Source organism: Serratia sp. C2(1), from assembly GCF_036352655.1.
Classification (GTDB): Bacteria; Pseudomonadota; Gammaproteobacteria; order Enterobacterales; family Enterobacteriaceae; genus Serratia; species Serratia inhibens.
Map to the genome: position 1 here is coordinate 746,078 of NZ_JAZFBA010000001.1, position 18,051 is coordinate 764,128.

Consider the following 18,051-nt stretch of genomic DNA (forward strand, 5'->3'; position numbering starts at 1 on the left):
TGAGGAGTAAAAGATGAGCGACTTCAGAGAGCACTTTATTGACTGGCTGCGCGATGCGCATGCCATGGAGGAGCAAGCGGAAACCATGCTGAATGGGATGAAGGATCGCACAGAAGATTATCCGCAATTGCAAACGCGAATAATACAGCACCTGGAAGAGACCAGGCAGCAGCAAGTGCAGCTCAAGGCGTGCATAAAAAGATTAGACGCCTCAACCTCCGATATAAAAGACTTGGCCGGTAAAGCCGTTGCCTTGGGGCAAACCTTAAGCGGTATGTTTGTCGAAGATGAAATTGTTAAGGGCGTAATCAGTGCTTATGTATTTGAACACATGGAAATCGCGTCTTATAAAACGCTGATAGCGGCCGCCGGGCGAGTGGGGGATGCCGAAACCCAACATGTGCTGGAAGGTATTCTGCAGCAGGAACAGGCGATGGCCGACTGGCTAATGGAAAATATGTCGGCTATCACCCTGGCATATTTAAATAAAAAATAATGTCGCCTTTTCCTGCAATGTCTCTCATTCAGGAGAATGTTTTAGTTCATGCGTTCAACTCATTGCGTTAGACAGAGGAAAGATCATGGCTGACATAGTGAAGTACCAGAACAATGTGGTGAAAGGAGCCGAACTGATACCGCCACCTCATCCCATGGACGGCAGTTGCAAAAGCAGCATCCTGATATATTGCGATCGGGAGCCTGAACTCAGCAAAACTTTGCAAGCGCTTGGCGAATGGGAAGAGATCGTTTTCGACGTCAATGGCGAAAAAGTACGTTGTCAGGTGGAAAAATTCGATCGGCAACGCAATGTCATCATGCTGAAAACCGAGCAAGAGCAAAGCGGTGCTGATATTCCGTATCAACAGTAAACCTATATTCTGTAATAAATGTACCTTTGATATTTAAACGGAGGAAACATGGAACAGACACAACAACCAGCGCAACATCAGGATCGACAACCTGGCCTGGAAAGTGACATGACCCCCGCACCTAAATACGACGATCCGCTTTATCGGCCCGGTGGGAAACTCACCGGCAAAGTGGCGATTGTCACTGGCGGCGATAGCGGTATCGGGCGCGCCGTTACTCTGGCGTTTGTCAAAGAAGGCGCAAAAGTCGTGGTCGTTTACCTCGACGAGGATCATGACGCTAAAGAGACGCAAAAAAATGCGGAGAAATACGGCGGGGAGGTCCTGTTGCTGAGGGGGGACATCGGAGATAACGCTTTTGTCCGTGAAATCATGAATAAAACCCTGGAAACTTTCGGCCGCCTGGATATTTTGGTGAACAACGCCGGGGAACAACATCCGGTCGAAGAACCGGAGATGATCACCGAACGGCAATTGGAAAAGACTTTCCAAACCAATTTTTTCAGCATGGTCGCGCTGTCGCTGGCAGCACTGGAACATTTGCCGGAGGAGGGGGCCATCATCAACACTTCATCGGTTACTGCTTATCACGGTAACCCGGTCTTGATCGATTACTCCTCAACTAAAGGGGCAATCGCGGCGTTTACCCGCTCTATGGCGATCAAGCTCAGCGAGCGCAAGATTCGGGTCAACGCCGTTGCCCCCGGGCCGATCTGGACTCCGCTGATCCCTTCAACATTCAGCGCAGACAAAGTCGCCGAGTTCGGCAAGGACACGCCAATGAAGCGGCCGGGTCAACCCTGCGAACTGGCGGCAGCCTATGTTTATTTGGCATGCAACGACTCCTCGTATATGACAGGGCAAACTCTGCATATCAATGGCGGCATCATCATCAACGGCTGATAAAGAGCCAAGGCCCGGTAAGATTTTATCGGGTCTTTTAATTTTGGGGGAATGTCATTTCCTTTCAACTCGCGCTGCAGTGACATGGCGTTAAAGTCAGATTGGCCAATTTCCCCCAGCAATAAAAAATGGGAGATTGATAATTAAAATAAAAAAGGAGGATTAGTCCGGGCCCGTTGGGGGGTATTGTTCTACCTGTTAAAAAATTACCAATACATTACACAGTAAAAAATGGCTATGATTAAAATGATCAGCGCAATGATATACCCCTGATAGGGGCGAGGACCTTTGATATTTGATTTTGAAGCGGGATCTCGTGTTGGTTTATTATTCTGCCTGGTCATCGCATTACCTCGTCAGAGAAAATTTAAAAAAGGCCGGTGTAAACCGGCCAATACATCAACCAGGGGAAATTTAAGCCGCTGCCTTAGCATTAACCTTTTGTTCTGCGATTAGCGTAAGTTTATTATCCGTATTTTTTTCTTCTTCCAGCGTTTCACCCAAAAGTTTTTTAGCTTTTGTATAACCTAATTTTTCGGCTAACGCGCAAAGAGTGCCATAAGTGGCAATTTCGTAATGCTCTACCTTTTGCGCGGCGGCGATTAATCCCGCATCACGCACTGGCCCGGACTCAATAGCATCAATCACTTCCTGACCTTCTTCAATCAGTCCTTCCATAGCCAAACATTTTATACGTTTTATCCGCACCTCCGGGGTGCTTTCGACCAGTTTATCCAGCCTCTCGATCTGCCCTTGCGTTTCTTCAAGGTGTGTTTTGAAAGCATTAACCAGATCTTCCTGTTCGGCAGCTCGAGCTAATTTGGGTAATGCTCTGGTGAGCTGCTTTTCGGCACTGTAAACATCAGAAAGTGCATGAATAAAAAGATCGTTCAAAGACTTGATAGTCATAATGACCCTCCTGTATGTGTATCGATATCAAGTGATTCAACGAACATCCTTGCATGTTCCATATATAATTATAGCCGAATGGTTTATTTTTATGCTTTTACGCTGATTTATTTCGGCGATTTAAGTGAAAATAAGATTAATCTTAGTTGATGTGATTTGTGGTTATTTAGTTTTCACTTTTAATTATTGATATATCACCATTTTTTTCCATTATAGCAAATTTAATCTGGCTGAGATGCTCAATCCCTTGCTTATTCCTGGCGATCTCCATGATGTCATCAAATGTTAAATGAACTTTTTTCAAGCGCCATTGAAGTAGTTTGCCATTTTCAACCAGAATTACTGGTGAGCCATCCAGGAATTTATCGGCAATAGGAATATAGGTCTTGATTAAAGAAAAAACGATATCAATGCTAAATAAAGTTACAATCGCAATAATTGCGGACGTGACCGATAAATCATCAGGCAGCATGGCTTGCTGAGTTGCCTCGCTGATAATAAGTAACAGAATGAAATCAAAAGAGGTCATGCGTAGCAATGTGCGATTGCCGGCGATTTTCAGCACGATGTATAACGTAAAGTAAATGGCGAGAGTGCGAATGACTATTTCCATATTAATTCCTTATGGATATATCCACTGGTTAATGGTAATTGGTTTTTCCCCGGCTATACTGATGTTTGCATTAAAGCTCCCCCATTCTTTAGGCCGAAGAGTAAAAGTAAATGTATGCCATTGTTGTTCTTTATTGTCCGGTATAATAAAAAACAAACGTTCTCCTTGATGGCTTACTTGTACCGATTGAGGCTGTATGTTCTCGATAACGTAAAATTTGTCTATTGTATCGGAAACTTCCAGAGTAATGGGGTGATCGTTATTATCCTTAATCCTTACAATCCATTCCGTCTGCGTACCATTTCTGGCGAATCGCTCATAATTTATACTCAAGAGGTGGTCTTCATCTGTCTCTTGCTTACTGCTGAGAACGCCATTTGAGAATACGCCTAACAGCGCGAGCAGCACCACGGCGAACATTAATAAATAACCCAGTTTTTCTATCCACCATGTAATACGCAATATAATTATGTGCTCTTTTACGGGTATTGTACGGCTGTCTTGTTCATTTCTTTTTACGCTGTTCATGATTATTTCTCCGTATTTAATGTTTACGGAATATTTGGTCATTAAAAGATAAGATTGTTTATTTGGCGCATTGCCATGTAAAACTATAGTTCACTCCAATGGATTTCGCATGCCGTTCTAACCGATTGCATGAATATACAGAGCCTAAAAGCAAGAAATAAACAAGGTGCTTACTTTATGCCTTGCAATATTAAAGCTTCCTTTCTCCGAAAACAGTTCAATGCCGAATTGGAAACCTCAGGGCTTCTCCTAATATAGCTCTGATTGGGGGCGCTATTGCCGGTAACTGGCTGATTGATAAACTCATGGGGCGGTTACTTATCCAAATACGGCGCCAATACCTGCTGCGACCACGCCATGAAACTGCGTACGCGGCGCGACAAGTTTTGCCGGTGCGCGACGACGAATGACACGGTCAAGGGCTCGGGGCGCAAATCCGGCAGTATCTCTATGAGTTCGCCGTTCTCGATATATTCGATCAGGCTCGAGCGACCCGCCTGGATCAGCCCCAAACCGGCCAGCCCTGCGGCATGGTAGGTCTGCACGCTATTGACGCTGATAGAGCCTGCCAGCATCAGCGTGGCGTAGCCGTCACCCTTAGGGTATTCCCATCCAAACGGCCGGCTCCCCAGTATTGGCGCGTAGTGAATCATGCGGTGTTCCTGCGCCGATAAATCCTCAAGCGTCTGGGGCACGCCGTGGTTTTTCAGGTAAGCGGGGCTTGCCACGTTCACCATGCTTAAAGCGCCCAGCTTCTGCGCGACCAGCGTTTCGTCGACAATCTCTCCGATGCGCAGCGCGCAATCTATGCCTTCCTGAATCAGATCCACGCGCCGGTCGGTACTGGATATCTCTAACTGAATTTCAGGATATGTGGCCATAAACGAAGGGAGCGCGGGCACGATCGGGGTGCGGGCCAGTTCGGTGGGCAGGTCAATGCGCAGCCGCCCGCGCAGCGGCGTTTTGCTGCTTGCGAACATGCTATTTAATTCTTCGGCATCCGCCAGCAACGCGCGTGCGCGGTTGTAAAAAGCGCGTCCATCTTCAGTCAACTGCACGGTCCGCGTCGAGCGGTGCAGCAACCGCACCCCCATGGTCGCTTCGAGGCGGCGCACCACGTTCGAGGCCCGGCCTTTTTGAATGCCGAGACTTTCCGCCGCATGGGTGAAGCTCGCCATTTCCGCGATACGTACAAAAATGGCCAAAGAGTCGAGATCTTGCATTGTGTCGTTTCGCGATAACTATGGGTTTCGATTGGCATACTTTATGACAAAAATAGAATGGCGCATAGTCACCTCTCCGGGAGCCAGAAGGGCTGGCCGATGGCTATTCGGGGCAGATGCAGGGCCGGTTTTGAAGAACCTTAACGTTAAACGCAAAGAGGCAGTCATTGCAGCCAACGCATTTAACCCGTCCGGCGCTGTCCTCATGAGCGTGAAGACCCGCCCCAACGCGCATGCCGCCGGGGGCGCGCATCAAGCCGAACTGAATCGACCCCAACCCTGAACTTTCAAGCGCAGTACTCACTTAACCAAAAGGTCAATCATGAGCATATCCCAGGAAACGTTAATCGATTACGACGCCGTGATGCAGGCGCCCATTCATCGCGTGTTCGCCGAGCCAGATACGCAGAAGCGCCGTGCGGCGATCCGGGAGATCTATGCCGAAAACGTCCAGGTCTACGAACCTGGCGTCGAAGCGCGCGGGTATGAAGGTATCGAACAGGTCGTCAACGAGGTGTTATCGCAGGCACCGCCGGGCTTTGTGTTCGGCACCTTCGGGCCGGCAGTCGGGCACCACGGCGTCGGCCGCCTGCGCTGGCATTTCGGGCCGCAAGAAGGGCCAGCGGCGTTAACCGGGCTCGATATTGTCGAGATCCTCGACGGCAAGATCACCAAACTTTACGTGTTTCTCGACCCCGTACCGGCCTAAGGCCCGCGTCGATTGCAAGGTTATCAGGGGCATTCTGCCATTGCGCGAATGGCTGAAAAGAAAGCGCTCAGTTAACCAGGCGAGGCAGTATCTGGCCATGGTGATATTTTCGCCATGGCCATTTAAAAACAATGTAACGGCGTAAATGCGATCCCTTGCCGATGCTAAATGGGAATCTCGGATTTTTGTTTTACTGCGGTTTTCTGTGCTGGCTTTGTTTTTGAAGATGGTTATTGATGCTGGGTTTTATGCGGCGGCTGGTTTTTTTATACAAACTTCAAAGGGGGCAACGATTACAGTTGCCGTTAATTTTAATAGAAATTATTATCATTTGCATCTTGATTTCAAGAAAATAGAATTAATTATTCTAAGATTGAACCCAAATCCCGAGGATTTTCATTTTATGGGCGTTCGCAATTTAATCACCTTTTTGATGTTCATTGTTTTTTTGACTGGGGCCAGCATCGCTAATGCCGCCACCACGACTTTAACAGACGTTATGGGGCGGCAGGTTACTGTTGATACGCCGGTAAAGCGGGCTATCTTGGGCTTTAACTTCGAAGATTACATGGCTGTGGGCGGGGAAGCCGCATTCGATCACGTCATCGGTATTTCGCGTGAAGCATGGCGGGGGAAAGTACCCGCCAATTGGAATATGTATGTTAAACAAATGCCGTCCCTTGCCCGTATCGCCGATATTGGTGAAGTCGATCTCCATAATATCTCGCTTGAAAATATCATATCGTTAAAGCCTGACGTGGTTATTTTGGCTCAGTGGCAGTATGTCGCTTTAAAATATGAAGTGTCTCGCCTTGAAGCGTTGAAAATACCGGTAGTTGTGATCGACTACAATGCTCAAACGGTAGAAAAACATGTCAGCTCTACCAAAATATTTGGAATACTGACGGGGCAAGAAAAACGGGCGCAGGAACTCTCGGATCTTTACGCCAATAACATTGCAGATGTGCAACGCAGGGTGAAGAGTTCAGGGCTGAAAAAACCCAAGGTTTATATTGAGTTTGGGAACAAAGGGCCTGGTGAATATTCATTTACCTATGGCGAGAACATGTGGGGCGCGATGCTGAAACTCGCCGGCGCGGATAATATCGCCGCATCACTTTTTGAGTGGTGGGGTGTCATTAATCCGGAGCAGGTTCTGGTTGCGATGCCAGATGCGATCTTTATCTCGGGAAGAGAAAACAACAAGGTTTCGTCGGCACTGTCCATGGGAGTTGGCGTTGATAAAAACATGGCCACTCAGCAGCTTATCGGTTTCTCTGCGCGTAATGGCTGGGCCTCGCTGCCGGCGATAAAAAATAAACAGCTCTTCGGTGTCTATCAAGGTGCATCCAGAACGCTTTCCGATTTCGCCATGATTCAGTTTATCGCCAAATCACTTTACCCAGAGCAGTTTAAAGATGTGGATCCGGTAAAGAATTACCTGGATTACTATGCTAAGTATCTGCCGGTTAAACCCGAAGGGACATTCGCTATTTCTGCATGGCAGTGAATTTCAATCCGCTTTAAATAGCGGATTTCACTTTTGGCCCCCGTTAAACGCGTGAGTTCAGCCGTGGGGGTTTTATTACCGACGAACGGCATGTTGAATGGCATTGGGACGGGGGATTTGTCAGTGTCTTCACTTTCCAATGCAACCCGCGCCTGGGTTCAGAGGAGGCTGTCGATCGGTGTCTAAAAGGTTGCCGTTGCCCAATAAGCGGCTATCATCTCTCCTTTACGCCCTTGCCGCCTCTGAAAGGATTGTCTGCCGCTATGCCCGTGAATTTTGATCTCAACGATCTTTATGCCTTCCGCGCGCTGGTTGAATACGGTAATTTTCGGCTTGCCGCAGAGTCCATCTGCCTTTCGCAGTCCGCATTGAGCCGCAGGATAGAGAAGCTGGAATCCGCGCTGGGCATCAAGCTGTTCGACAGAACCACCCGGCGCGTCACGCTGACGCTGTATGGGCAGACCTTTGCCGAGCGTTCAGACCAGCTACTGGCGAATGTCGAGTCGGTATTGGCGGATATCAATAAGGTCAGCCAGGATCGCGTGGGGCTGGTCACCGTCGCCACGGTGCCTTCGGCGGCCTACTATTTCATGCCCGACGTGATCCGCCGTTTCCAGGCCCGCTACCCACGGGTACGCGTCAAGCTTATCGATAGCAGTGCAGGTAACGTCATCGAAGCGGTTGCCAGCGGCCAGGCGGATTTCGGCATCTGTTTCGCGACAAACCTGCAACCCAATATCGAATTTCTGCCGCTGGTGGGGGATGTTTACGTGGCGGCCTGCAGGCGCGATCATCCCATCGCCAGTAAAAAAAGCCTGACCTGGCGCGAGTTTTATCAGCAGGATTATGTGGGGCTGGACAAGACGTCCGGTAATCGCAATCTGCTCGATCAGAAGCTGGAGCACATCATCCCTGAGCGCCCCAGCATCTGCGAAACCCGCCATGTGACGACCATGTTGGGTATGGTTGAAGCGGGTGTCGGCATTGCCGCCGTACCCGCGATGTCGATGCCGGCGTCAGAGCATTCGGTGCTGACACACCTGCCGCTGACCGACCCGGTGGTGAAGCGCACGGTTGGCCTGATCCGGCGCAGCGGGCGCATGCAGTCCTACGTTGCCGCCGAGTTGGAAAAGTTGATCACTGAACAGTATCAGGCTGTTTAACCGGCTGTTCAGCTTTCACGGTTCTCATCCCGGTGGCGCGAATGGTGTTTTGCGCCTCGGCGGAAGACAGGAAATCCAGTAGCGCTTTACCTTCCTGGCGGTGTTCCGCTTTGGCGACGACCGCGCCGGCAAAACGGGTAATGTACTGCACATCCTCAGGCAGTTCGCCGATAAAGGTGACGCCCGGCACCGGCAGCAGTTCACTCACTTGCTGGAACCCTATCGCATATTTGCCTTTCGCCACCTCGGATGCCACCGGGGTGCGCTCAATCATGTGCGCTTTCTCTTTCACCTGGTCTTCGATCCCCAGTTTTTTGAACAGCTGGCCGCTGACATAGCGGCCGCTGGCACTGTCCGAATAGGCAATGGATTGGGCCTGCAGCAGGGTAGTGCGCAGATCGGTATCCTTTTGGATGGTGGGTTTAGGGTCGCCTTGCTTGACCACCATGCCAATCGGCGAGTCGGCCAGCTCCACACGCGAACCCGGTTGGATCCAGTTATCCTGTTCCAGATTTTTCAGCGCATCACCCACCATGATCACCACATCGGCCTTTTCTCCGCGAGCCAGGCGCGCGGGGATCGCCTGGGGCGTTTTACCCATAGAAGGGCCGGACACCAAAATGATGTGGTCGCCGCTCTTGGCTTCATACTGCGGGGCCAGTTTTTCCAGTGCGGCTTTAAACCCGCCGGAAATCATGACGGTCACGTCTTTGGCCAGAACCCCGGTGCTGACTGAGGAAAGCACCAGCGTGGCGAGGAGTGAACGATAAATTTTTTGCATGACGTAATCCCTGATTTAACGTGCGGTTTGGAGTGACAACGCGCTGCGACGGTACAGATAAAGCGTCGCCAGCAATGCGCATACGGCAGCAAAACTCATCCAGTAGCCGGGGGAGGCTTTATCGCCGGTGTACTCAATCAGTGCGGTAGATATTACCGGCGTAAACCCGCCAAAGACCGCGGTCGCCAGGCTGTAGGCCAGCGAGAAACCGGCAACCCGGACCTCCGTCGGCATGATCTCCGTTAACGCCGGGATCATGGCGCCGTTGTAGAGGCCGTAGAGGAAGGACAGCCACAACAGTACCGTCAGCATCATCGAAAAGCTGGGGGCTTCCGCAAGCAGGCTAAGTGCCGGATAGGCAGTGATCAGCGCCAGCAGCGCCATGGTCACCAGGACCGGCTTGCGGCCAAAACGGTCCGACAGCGCGCCGCCTACCGGCAGCCAGAGGAAGTTGGAGATCGCGACCAGCAAGGTCACCAGCAGGCTGTCGGAGGCGCTGAGCATCAGCACTTTTTTACCGAAGGTCGGCGCATAGACGGTGATCAGATAAAATGCGGTGGTGGTCATGGCGACCATCAGCATGCCGGCGATAACCACCTGCCAGTTCGCCAACAGGGTTTTAAACACGTCGCGCATCGCCAGGTGGTTGCGGCGGGCGGCGAACTCCTGGGTCTCTTCCAGTTTGCGGCGCAGGAAAAAGATGAAAGGCACAATCAGGCAGCCGAACAGGAAAGGCAGGCGCCAGCCCCATTCGCGAATGGCGCTTTCTTCCATGAAGGCATTCAGTGCGAAGCCCATCGCCGCAGCCACCATAATGGCCACTTGCTGGCTGCCGGACTGCCAGCTGGTGTAAAAGCCTTTGCGGCCTGGCGTGGCAATCTCGGCCAGGTAAACCGATACGCCGCCCAGCTCAGCACCCGCGGAGAAGCCTTGCAATAAACGGCCGGCCAGCACCAGCAACGGCGCCCAAAGCCCGATCGTTTGATAGGACGGGATGAGTACAATCAGGAAGGTCCCGGCGGCCATGATCGACAGGGTAACGATCAGCCCCTTGCGTCTGCCGACTTTATCGATGTACGCGCCCAGCACGATTGCGCCGATAGGGCGCATCAGGAAGCCTGCGCCAAAGACCGCGAAGGTCATCATCAGCGAGGCAAATTCACTGCTGGCCGGGAAAAAGGTGTGGGCGATGTAGGTGGCATAAAACCCGAACAGGAAAAAATCAAATTGCTCCAGAAAGTTGCCAGAGGTCACGCGCAGTATCGCGCCGATTCTTGCCCGAGTCGTCATGGGTGCGTTAGGTGAATGCATCTTTATCTCCAGTTTGTCATTGACGCTTTTAACCGCATCTGTTTCTGCAGACTGGACCATGAAAATAAAGTAAATAAGCGCAATAAACTCATGAACCGATGCGTTTGGCGCATCAATTATTGTTAACAATTGGCGGCGATAAGCTGTAACGGGCCATTAACAACATTGCCCTGTACTGCCTGGTTCGTTACAGGCTAAAAACTTCATGCGCGTTTTGTGACAGGGTTCATACAGGGTGAAGGGGCAGAAAAATGCTGAGCGGGGGACGCCGGGGGGAGTTCATTGGTTGGCAAACTCACTACCGCGATCAGATTTGATTATCCTGATTACTATTTTCAGCCGATCTCTGCGTCTGTTTCATGTAGTCAATAAAGGCGCGTAATGGGCCGGGCATATATTGGCGATTAGGATAATAGAGTTGCAGGGATGGGCGTTCGGGGAGCCAGTCGTCCAGGACCTTGATCAGCTTGCCGCTTTGCAGATGTTCTTTCACCTGTTCGTAATAGAGATAGCCTAGCCCGGCTCCGCACAGAACCGCCTCAAGCGCTGAATCCATATCGTCGAGCATGATATTCCCAACCGGAGCCACTTCAAGTTTCCCTGATGGGTTTTCAAATTCCCAGAGATACGGGCGACCGCTCTGGAAACGAAAAACGACACTTTGGTGATGAATCAGCTCGCACGGATGCGTCGGTGCGGGATAATGCTTAAGGTATTCAGGCGTGGCGACCACCACCAGTTTGATTTTCGGCCCGATAGGGACGGTAATCATGTCTTTTTCTACCCGGTTATTCAGGCGGATCCCGGCATCGAACTCCTGTCGGACAATGTCCACCAGTTTGTCATCGGTGGTGATCTCCACTTTTATTTCCGGATATTTGCGGCTAAACCCGGCGATTATCGGCAACAGAAAGAGACGTGAGGCCAGGCGTGAAGTATTGATTTTGAGAGTACCCATTGGCGCATCGCGAAAGCAATTCATTTCGTCGAGTATGGTATTGATTTCATCAAATACCGGGCGCAGGCGTTCAAAAAGGGTTAACCCCGCTTCAGTTAGCGCCACGCTGCGAGTGGTGCGATTAAATAAACGGACCTTTAATCTCTGCTCCAGCTGCTTGATGGAATGGCTCATGGCGGAGGGAGATAGCCCCAGTTCATCGCCCGCCTCCCGAAAACTTTTGTAGCGTGCGACGGCAATAAACGAAGCAAAGTCTGAAAAGTTCGGCTGCATTAGTGAATTTCCCTCAATATCCCATCTCAAATACTACGTTTTACACAACTATCCAGCGGTCGTAAAGTAATAGTTCTTTCATGAAATTTAATGGTAATCATATGAAATTAAAAAACATTTACTTTATCTGGGCCCATCCGCGTCCCGACTCTTTAACCGCGCAGGTGGTGGATGAGATGCAGAGCGAGGCGGCGCGTCAGGGCTACAATGCTTCCAGTCTTGATCTCTACCGCAGCCATTTTGATCCGATACTCAGGGTGGAAGATGAGCCGGACTGGGATAATCCGCAGAAAACCTATTCGGAGGAAGTGCATCGGCTTTTCAATGAGCTGGAGGATAAGGACATATTGGTTCTGGTGTTCCCTGTATGGTGGTATGCCTTTCCGGCAATACTTAAAGGTTATCTGGAACGCGTCTGGAACTATGGTCTGGCCTACGGCGAAGGGAGTGGCCTGAAGGATAAAAAGATTCGCTGGCTGGCTTTGGTAGGCGGTTCACAGTCAGGATTCATTAAGTACGGCTGGGAAAAGAACATGACCGATTACATTAAAGGCAGCATGGCGTATCTGGGTGTGGAGGATGCGAGGATCGATTTTCTCTATAACACGATTGGCGTGGAGGAGGGGATTACCGACGGCGAGGCCCACTACCATAAACTGTTCGCCAAAGCGCGTGGGGTTGTAAGTTCTCTGAGAGAAACCAGTGAAGCCTGAGCAGTAACGCCTGATTAAAATGCAAAAAGCAGACTTCCGGGGAAGTCTGCTTTTCTAATTTGGCGAAATTATTTGGCCAAGAGTTCTTTGCGGACGATTTCTGCGCCTGCACTTAACGCATCCAGCTTGCCTCTTGCGACTCCGCGAGGCAAAGGGATCATGCCGCAGTTGGTGCAAGGATAGAGCTTGTCGGCGTCTACAAACTGAAGCGCTTTTCGAAGCGTAGCGGCGACTTCCTCCGGTGTTTCAATGGTATTGGTCGCCACGTCAATGGCCCCCACCATCACCTTTTTACCTCGAATGAGTTCCATCAGCTCCATGGGAACATGGGAGTTCTGACATTCCAGCGAGATGATATCGATATTGGATTTTTGCAGTTTTGGAAAAATCTCTTCATATTGCCGCCACTCTGTTCCCAGCGTCTTTTTCCAATCGGTATTGGCTTTGATGCCATAACCGTAGCAAATGTGTACAGCCGTTTCGCATTTAAGCCCTTCAATGGCTCTTTCTAACGTGGCAATGCCCCAATCGTTCACTTCATCAAAGAAAACATTAAAGGCGGGCTCATCAAACTGGATAATATCGACGCCAACAGCTTCTAATTCTTTGGCTTCTTCGTTGAGAATTTTAGCGAATTCCCAGGCCAGCTTTTCGCGGCTTTTATAGTGGTTATCGTACAGCGTATCTATCATGGTCATCGGGCCTGGCAGGGCCCATTTAATCGGTTGGTCGGTTTGCTGGCGCAAAAATTTGGCATCTTCGACAAAGACCGATTTTTGGCGACTCACGGGGCCAACGACTGTCGGTACACTCGCATCATAGCGATTACGGATTTTAACGATCTCGCGCTTCTCAAAATCAACGCCGTTGAGGTGCTCAATAAAGGTCGTGACGAAATGTTGGCGCGTTTGCTCGCCGTCGCTGACGATATCGATACCTGCCTGCTGCTGATCTTCCAGGCACAAACGCAGAGCATCTTGTTTGCCGTCGATTAATTCCTGGTCTTGCAATTTCCAGGGGGACCAAAGTGTCTCGGGTTGCGCCAGCCAAGAGGGCTTAGGTAAACTGCCGGCAGTCGACGTCGGTAATAACTTTTTCATAATAGATGACCCTGTTTTTTGGTTAATCAAGCGGCGTAGCTAGCAGACCATTGCTCAAGAAGAGTTTGGTAGGGTTTAATAAAGTTCTCTTCAGTAAACTTTCCCTGCTCAATAGCCAACTGGCTACGTTCTTCTCGATCATAAAGAATCCGTGTTAAAGAATAATCCTGCTGATTCAAGCTTGGCTGATAGTATTGCCCTGCGGTAGAATTAGCATTGTAAATCTCAGGCCGATAAATTTTTTGGAACGTTTCCATCGTGCTGATGGTACTGATAAGTTCAAGATTAGTGTAATCGCTGAGCAAGTCGCCACTAAAATAAAAAGCCAAAGGCGCAACACTATTTTTCGGCATAAAGTAGCGAGCCTGTAACCCCATTTTATTGAAATATGCATCGGTCAATGAAGGTTCGTCTTGCTGATATTCTACGCCCAATACAGGGTGCTCATTGCCCGTCCGGTAATAGGTGTTTTTACTTGAAACGCTCAGGCATATAACAGGCGATTTATTAAAGTTGTCTCGGTACGCCGCTGAATTGACAAAGTATTTGAATATATTCCCGTGTAAATCACCAAAGTTCTCTGGCGTGCTGAAGTTTGGTTGGTTCTTATTGTGCGCTGACAGCAATACGCTAAAATCATAATCGCGCACATAAGAGGAGAAATTATTGCCAACAATACCTGCAATGCGTTGGTTGGTTTTTTTATCGACGATATTGGTTTTCAATATTTCAATCACTGGGAAGCTGTCGCCGTTGCCTTCAATCTTCATCTCGACAGAAATGATTTCAAGTTCGACAGAATAACGATCGCCTTTGGGGTTGTCCCAATGCGCCAATGCATTGAAGCGATTGTCAATCATCACCAAGGTGTTGCGCAAGTTCTCCTGGCGGTTCTTCCCTCTGGCCAAATTGGCAAAGTTGGTCGTGATACGCGTATTTTCGGAAGGGTTATAATTTTCATCGAAAACACTGCTCTTAAGAGTAAATGTAAAATCTTTATTCATCGTGTTCTGCATCCTGAGTTCTGACATGAAAACTGAATTTATTTCTTGATTTTCCAGAGGTTACTGGTTTTCTCTTTCGGCAGTCTTCATGTTGTCAATAAGTTAACAATGCATCTTTTATGCCAGAGCCATTGGATGAGTGAAAGCGACTTAATTTCATTACAACATGAGTCATCTTCATGATGTGACCGATCGTCCTGCGCGGCCTTGTTGCAGAAGCCCTGGCCTGCAAGATTTACAGCGGGGATGCATGGGGGCGGAAGCGGCTAACTGAACAGACCGGGTGGTAAGGTTCAAAGATATGGGGGGGCACCTTCATGGCTCAGAAGGGCGTGGCTTGAATTTCACTCACATTGTAGAGATTTACCTCTACTTTTTTACTAATCCAACCGGATGTTAGCGAGATCCACTTCTCTCTTGGCAGACGTCATGCGGCCTCGAGTCTGTCCGCTTCGTGCCAGGAGCGGACATTACGGAAATTGCGATACTTTGGTGATGAAACCCGTTTCCGCTCAGTTTTTAATGTTGAGAGCGGCCTCCAGTGAATCCAGCAAATGATAAAGATTACATTCACTCATTTACTGTATTAACGCCTCTCGCGGGTCGCTGACGCAAAGCGCCCGGCGGATATCCATTGATGCGCTTAAAAGCTCTGCTAAACGCTGCCTGTGAGGCATACCCGAGGCGTAGAGCAACGGTATCAATTGAGATCTTATCGTGAATAATCCATTGACTTGCGATGCGCATTCGCACCTCCCTTGCATAGCGCAGGGGAGATATGCCGATGATTGATTTGAAGCGTTCAGCAAAAACAGAACGTGACACATGCGACTGGGCAGCAAGCTCAGCAACAGACCACTCCCGACTCGTATCGCGATGAATGGCCAGAATAGCACGGGCAAGTCGTGGATCACGTAACGCAGCGATCAGGCCAGCGGCGTTCTCGCTGCCGTTTTCGATCCATCCACGCACAATCATGGCAGCCGCCACTTCGGCGAGGCGTGCCAGAATGCCCGCGAAGCCAGCGCGTCCGGAACAGATTTCAAATTTCATCGCGCCCAGAATGGGAACCAGCCCCGGATAGATCTGTTCATTTGCCTCAACCACTATGGCTTGCGGCATCAGTTTACCAAGCCCCTGCATTCCACCGAGATCGAACTCCATACAGCCATAAAACAGAACCGTGCTGGGTGTCGGATGCGAACTCGGGCAAGTATTGATTCCGCTGACGGCCTCGCCTAAAGGAGCAGAGCCTAACGTGTCGATATGTTGAAATGAACAGCTGGCCTCCGATAAAAGCTGATGCTCCTCACCCTGCGGCATGAATACCATGCTTCCGGCTTTCAGTTCGTGCAACGTACCGTCGTGCGCGCGCAGCAGAGCAGTACCCACAGCGATGTAATGAAAATAGGCATGTCCCGGTCTGTTGCTAAAACCTATGCCAAACTCAGAGCCAGTCTGTAAACGGCGATACTGCACGCCACGCAGGCGCATTTCCAGCAGCAGTTCACTGATGAGCTCGGATGACAGGGCAAAATGTTTATTCACATGCATAATCGGAGTTTCGGGTAAAAAATCAGGATATGGCATCATAGATCGTCCAGCTGCTCAACCCTAGACTTGGCGTTGTAATTTTTTCTCCAAGAAGAGTGTGTTATGAGAAATGAAGCAACTGAAGCTGTATCCGCTAGTTTGAATAGTTCAGAACCCAAAGAATCCGCATGGATGGCCGTTATTTCACTGACTATGGGCGTGTTTGGCTTGCTGACTGCAGAATATCTTCCTGCCAGCCTGTTGACACCCATGGCCGCCGATCTCGGTGTGACAGAAGCTCTTGCTGGTCAGGCAGTGACGGTAACGGCTGTGGTGGCCCTGTTTGCTGGTCTGATGGTTCCCCATCTGACGCGTAATTATGATCGCCGAAATGTTTTGCTCGGTTTTACCGTGCTGATGATTGCCTCCAACCTGCTTGTCGCACTTTCATCCAGTCTGGCTGTTCTGTTAGTCATGCGCATTTTGCTAGGCATCGCGCTGGGAGGCTTCTGGAGTATGGCTGCTGCCGTAGCTATGCGGCTGGTCCCTGCTAAAAGCGTCCCGCGTGCTCTCTCCGTTATTTTTAGCGGTATTGCTGTCGGTACCGTGGTTTCGATCCCGCTGGGGAGCTATTTAGGTGGGCTTTATGGCTGGCGTAGTGCTTTTATCGCTGCAACCGCAGTAGGCGTGCTGACACTGCTCTTCCAGTTGTTTACCCTTCCTGGAATGGCTCCGCGTAGAATGATGATAACAGCATCTGTCATGGATTTACTCCGCCGCCCAGGCATTGCGATGGGAATGACGGGGTGTGTGATTGCCCATACTGGTCAGTATGCGCTGTTCACCTATATTCGTCCGGCTCTTGAAAATATTGTCCAACTTGATGTGGATCGTTTGTCTTTGATACTGCTTGGATTTGGCGGCGCTAATTTTATCGGTACGTTGCTGGCCGGGTGGCTGATGGAGAGAAGCCTGCGTCTTACCCTGATACTCATGCCAGCGCTTGTCGGTTTAGCGGCATTAAGCATGATTTTGCTGCCACTAGAGGAAAAGGGATTGATGTTATTCGTCGCGTTGTGGGGGATGGCATTTGGTGGCGTACCCGTTGCGTGGTCAAACTGGGTAGCGCGTTCCGTTCCCGATCAGGCTGAAACCGCTGGTGGCATGGTAGTCGCAGCCGTTCAGTCCTCGATTGCTGCTGGTGCTGCGTTGGGAGGTTTACTCTTTGGTTTCAGCGGTGTAACAGGTGTTTTCATCACCGCTGGTTGCATAATGCTTTTTGCCACGCTCGTTATTGGACTAAAGGTGAGGGTCGCACTGACCTGACCACTTCCCATATAACAAGGTTTCAAATGAAGGCCAGCTGAACCAGATGGCTGGCCTGAAAAAACAGCGAGATTTCCTACCCCCTTTCCGCTCTATTTGTTGTCCACTAGTGGTAGTTGCTCATAGTGGACCTGACATGCGTGCCCGCTTAGTGCCAGGAGCGGACGTCGACAAAGCCAGTCAACGGGGTACAGCTCACTCTGGCGACCTCGGCAATCTCTGTACTCCATCGGCTCAGCTTTCGGGCCGGTTAAACCTCGCGTTTTTCCGCCCATTTCAGCATGGCATCGAGAGCAGGGCACAGCGCTTGCCCCCATTCAGTGAGCCGATATTCCACTTTCGGCGGCACCTGGGGATACACCGTCCGCGACACGATCTCGTCGGCTTCCAACTGTCGCAGTTGCTGCGCCAGCATTTTTTGCGAAATGCCGGGGATCAGTTTTTCAAAATCGGAATAGCGCTGTACTTTCCCGTCGAACAGATGAAAAAGAATGATTAATTTCCAGCGGCCTTCCAGCAGCCGCAGGACCTGCTCCACGCCGCTTGCGGCCGATTCCGGGCTATGTAACTTACTCACCATTCAGTCACTCACTTTTTCGTGCGTACTTGTCAATTTCACAGTCTA

The 18,051-nt window shown here is 50.1% G+C and carries 19 protein-coding genes; 8 read left to right on the plus strand and 11 right to left on the minus strand.

The features are described from left to right. Positions 1-13 precede the first annotated feature (13 nt). From V2S86_RS03415 to V2S86_RS03425, 3 genes are all read left to right on the plus strand, one after another. Positions 14-496 carry a ferritin-like domain-containing protein gene (locus V2S86_RS03415; protein ID WP_330761229.1) on the plus strand — a complete coding sequence of 161 codons (483 nt, stop codon included), beginning with the start codon at positions 14-16 and terminating at the stop codon, positions 494-496. An 85-nt stretch (positions 497-581) separates the two neighbouring features. Then, complete coding sequence (locus tag V2S86_RS03420; protein ID WP_330761230.1) at positions 582-869, plus strand: hypothetical protein; 288 nt, start codon at positions 582-584, stop codon at positions 867-869. 48 nt (positions 870-917) lie between these two features. Then, the gene (locus V2S86_RS03425) at positions 918-1,772 is read left to right on the plus strand and encodes a glucose 1-dehydrogenase (RefSeq protein ID WP_330761231.1); all 855 of its coding nucleotides are present in this window, start codon (positions 918-920) and stop codon (positions 1,770-1,772) included. A gap of 414 nt (positions 1,773-2,186) precedes the next feature. On the opposite strand, the gene V2S86_RS03430 is transcribed toward V2S86_RS03425, so the two are convergent. The 4 genes from V2S86_RS03430 to V2S86_RS03445 all read right to left on the minus strand — a co-directional run bounded on the left by V2S86_RS03430 (position 2,187) and on the right by V2S86_RS03445 (position 5,045). Continuing rightward, positions 2,187-2,681: a YciE/YciF ferroxidase family protein gene (locus V2S86_RS03430; RefSeq protein ID WP_330761232.1), complete on the minus strand. Its 495-nt coding sequence runs from the start codon at positions 2,679-2,681 to the stop codon at positions 2,187-2,189. A gap of 166 nt (positions 2,682-2,847) precedes the next feature. Next, a complete protein-coding gene (locus V2S86_RS03435) occupies positions 2,848-3,294 on the minus strand; it encodes a DUF421 domain-containing protein (RefSeq protein WP_330761233.1) in 447 nt (148 codons plus the stop codon). A gap of 9 nt (positions 3,295-3,303) precedes the next feature. After that, positions 3,304-3,822: a hypothetical protein gene (locus V2S86_RS03440; RefSeq protein ID WP_330761234.1), complete on the minus strand. Its 519-nt coding sequence runs from the start codon at positions 3,820-3,822 to the stop codon at positions 3,304-3,306. Positions 3,823-4,136: 314 nt separating this feature from the next. Beyond that, positions 4,137-5,045, minus strand: a complete 909-nt coding sequence (locus V2S86_RS03445) for a LysR family transcriptional regulator (protein ID WP_330761235.1) — start codon at positions 5,043-5,045, stop codon at positions 4,137-4,139. Positions 5,046-5,367: 322 nt separating this feature from the next. Between V2S86_RS03445 and V2S86_RS03450 the strand changes: the two genes are divergently transcribed. The 3 genes from V2S86_RS03450 (at position 5,368) to V2S86_RS03460 (ending at position 8,427) form a co-directional block, all read left to right on the plus strand. Beyond that, positions 5,368-5,754 (plus strand): nuclear transport factor 2 family protein, encoded by a 387-nt coding sequence (locus tag V2S86_RS03450; RefSeq protein WP_330761236.1) that lies wholly within the window; start codon positions 5,368-5,370, stop codon positions 5,752-5,754. A 403-nt stretch (positions 5,755-6,157) separates the two neighbouring features. Then, the gene (locus V2S86_RS03455) at positions 6,158-7,264 is read left to right on the plus strand and encodes an ABC transporter substrate-binding protein (RefSeq protein WP_330763147.1); all 1,107 of its coding nucleotides are present in this window, start codon (positions 6,158-6,160) and stop codon (positions 7,262-7,264) included. A 263-nt stretch (positions 7,265-7,527) separates the two neighbouring features. Continuing rightward, complete coding sequence (locus tag V2S86_RS03460; protein ID WP_330761237.1) at positions 7,528-8,427, plus strand: LysR family transcriptional regulator; 900 nt, start codon at positions 7,528-7,530, stop codon at positions 8,425-8,427. On the opposite strand, the gene V2S86_RS03465 is transcribed toward V2S86_RS03460, so the two are convergent. The 3 genes from V2S86_RS03465 to V2S86_RS03475 form a co-directional block, all read right to left on the minus strand. After that, positions 8,402-9,208 carry a substrate-binding domain-containing protein gene (locus V2S86_RS03465; protein WP_330761238.1) on the minus strand — a complete coding sequence of 269 codons (807 nt, stop codon included), beginning with the start codon at positions 9,206-9,208 and terminating at the stop codon, positions 8,402-8,404. The two genes, V2S86_RS03460 and V2S86_RS03465, sit on opposite strands and share 26 nt — an antisense overlap. 15 nt (positions 9,209-9,223) lie before the next feature. Beyond that, complete coding sequence (locus V2S86_RS03470) at positions 9,224-10,519, minus strand: MFS transporter (protein WP_330761239.1); 1,296 nt, start codon at positions 10,517-10,519, stop codon at positions 9,224-9,226. Between the two features lie 307 nt (positions 10,520-10,826). Then, a complete protein-coding gene (locus tag V2S86_RS03475) occupies positions 10,827-11,750 on the minus strand; it encodes a LysR family transcriptional regulator (protein WP_330761240.1) in 924 nt (307 codons plus the stop codon). A 101-nt stretch (positions 11,751-11,851) separates the two neighbouring features. On the opposite strand from V2S86_RS03475, the gene V2S86_RS03480 reads away from it, so the two are divergent. Then, entirely contained in the window at positions 11,852-12,463 is a 612-nt protein-coding gene (locus V2S86_RS03480; protein ID WP_330761241.1) for an NAD(P)H oxidoreductase, read from the plus strand. Positions 12,464-12,531: 68 nt separating this feature from the next. Here the strand turns inward: V2S86_RS03480 and V2S86_RS03485 are convergent, their stop codons facing one another. The 3 genes from V2S86_RS03485 to V2S86_RS03495 all read right to left on the minus strand — a co-directional run bounded on the left by V2S86_RS03485 (position 12,532) and on the right by V2S86_RS03495 (position 16,160). After that, complete coding sequence (locus tag V2S86_RS03485; protein WP_330761242.1) at positions 12,532-13,563, minus strand: methionine synthase; 1,032 nt, start codon at positions 13,561-13,563, stop codon at positions 12,532-12,534. Positions 13,564-13,589: 26 nt separating this feature from the next. Further along, entirely contained in the window at positions 13,590-14,567 is a 978-nt protein-coding gene (locus V2S86_RS03490; protein ID WP_330761243.1) for a DUF1852 domain-containing protein, read from the minus strand. Between the two features lie 570 nt (positions 14,568-15,137). Next, positions 15,138-16,160 (minus strand): AraC family transcriptional regulator, encoded by a 1,023-nt coding sequence (locus V2S86_RS03495; RefSeq protein ID WP_330761244.1) that lies wholly within the window; start codon positions 16,158-16,160, stop codon positions 15,138-15,140. A 63-nt stretch (positions 16,161-16,223) separates the two neighbouring features. Between V2S86_RS03495 and V2S86_RS03500 the strand changes: the two genes are divergently transcribed. Continuing rightward, positions 16,224-17,426, plus strand: coding sequence for an MFS transporter (locus tag V2S86_RS03500; RefSeq protein ID WP_330761245.1), 1,203 nt, complete (start codon positions 16,224-16,226; stop codon positions 17,424-17,426). 250 nt (positions 17,427-17,676) lie between these two features. On the opposite strand, the gene V2S86_RS03505 is transcribed toward V2S86_RS03500, so the two are convergent. Further along, positions 17,677-18,003 carry a winged helix-turn-helix transcriptional regulator gene (locus tag V2S86_RS03505; RefSeq protein ID WP_330763148.1) on the minus strand — a complete coding sequence of 109 codons (327 nt, stop codon included), beginning with the start codon at positions 18,001-18,003 and terminating at the stop codon, positions 17,677-17,679. Between the last annotated feature and the right edge of the window lie 48 nt (positions 18,004-18,051).

Coding starts and splice junctions, on each gene's coding strand:
- V2S86_RS03425 (WP_330761231.1), top strand. CDS start 918: ATGGAACAGACACAACAACCAGCGCAACATCAGGATCGACAACCTGGC.
- V2S86_RS03445 (WP_330761235.1), bottom strand. CDS start 5,045: ATGCAAGATCTCGACTCTTTGGCCATTTTTGTACGTATCGCGGAAATG.
- V2S86_RS03440 (WP_330761234.1), bottom strand. CDS start 3,822: ATGAACAGCGTAAAAAGAAATGAACAAGACAGCCGTACAATACCCGTA.
- V2S86_RS03470 (WP_330761239.1), bottom strand. CDS start 10,519: ATGCATTCACCTAACGCACCCATGACGACTCGGGCAAGAATCGGCGCG.
- V2S86_RS03415 (WP_330761229.1), top strand. CDS start 14: ATGAGCGACTTCAGAGAGCACTTTATTGACTGGCTGCGCGATGCGCAT.
- V2S86_RS03475 (WP_330761240.1), bottom strand. CDS start 11,750: ATGCAGCCGAACTTTTCAGACTTTGCTTCGTTTATTGCCGTCGCACGC.
- V2S86_RS03465 (WP_330761238.1), bottom strand. CDS start 9,208: ATGCAAAAAATTTATCGTTCACTCCTCGCCACGCTGGTGCTTTCCTCA.
- V2S86_RS03490 (WP_330761243.1), bottom strand. CDS start 14,567: ATGAATAAAGATTTTACATTTACTCTTAAGAGCAGTGTTTTCGATGAA.
- V2S86_RS03450 (WP_330761236.1), top strand. CDS start 5,368: ATGAGCATATCCCAGGAAACGTTAATCGATTACGACGCCGTGATGCAG.
- V2S86_RS03430 (WP_330761232.1), bottom strand. CDS start 2,681: ATGACTATCAAGTCTTTGAACGATCTTTTTATTCATGCACTTTCTGAT.
- V2S86_RS03460 (WP_330761237.1), top strand. CDS start 7,528: ATGCCCGTGAATTTTGATCTCAACGATCTTTATGCCTTCCGCGCGCTG.
- V2S86_RS03500 (WP_330761245.1), top strand. CDS start 16,224: ATGAGAAATGAAGCAACTGAAGCTGTATCCGCTAGTTTGAATAGTTCA.
- V2S86_RS03495 (WP_330761244.1), bottom strand. CDS start 16,160: ATGATGCCATATCCTGATTTTTTACCCGAAACTCCGATTATGCATGTG.
- V2S86_RS03435 (WP_330761233.1), bottom strand. CDS start 3,294: ATGGAAATAGTCATTCGCACTCTCGCCATTTACTTTACGTTATACATC.
- V2S86_RS03480 (WP_330761241.1), top strand. CDS start 11,852: ATGAAATTAAAAAACATTTACTTTATCTGGGCCCATCCGCGTCCCGAC.
- V2S86_RS03420 (WP_330761230.1), top strand. CDS start 582: ATGGCTGACATAGTGAAGTACCAGAACAATGTGGTGAAAGGAGCCGAA.
- V2S86_RS03455 (WP_330763147.1), top strand. CDS start 6,158: ATGGGCGTTCGCAATTTAATCACCTTTTTGATGTTCATTGTTTTTTTG.
- V2S86_RS03485 (WP_330761242.1), bottom strand. CDS start 13,563: ATGAAAAAGTTATTACCGACGTCGACTGCCGGCAGTTTACCTAAGCCC.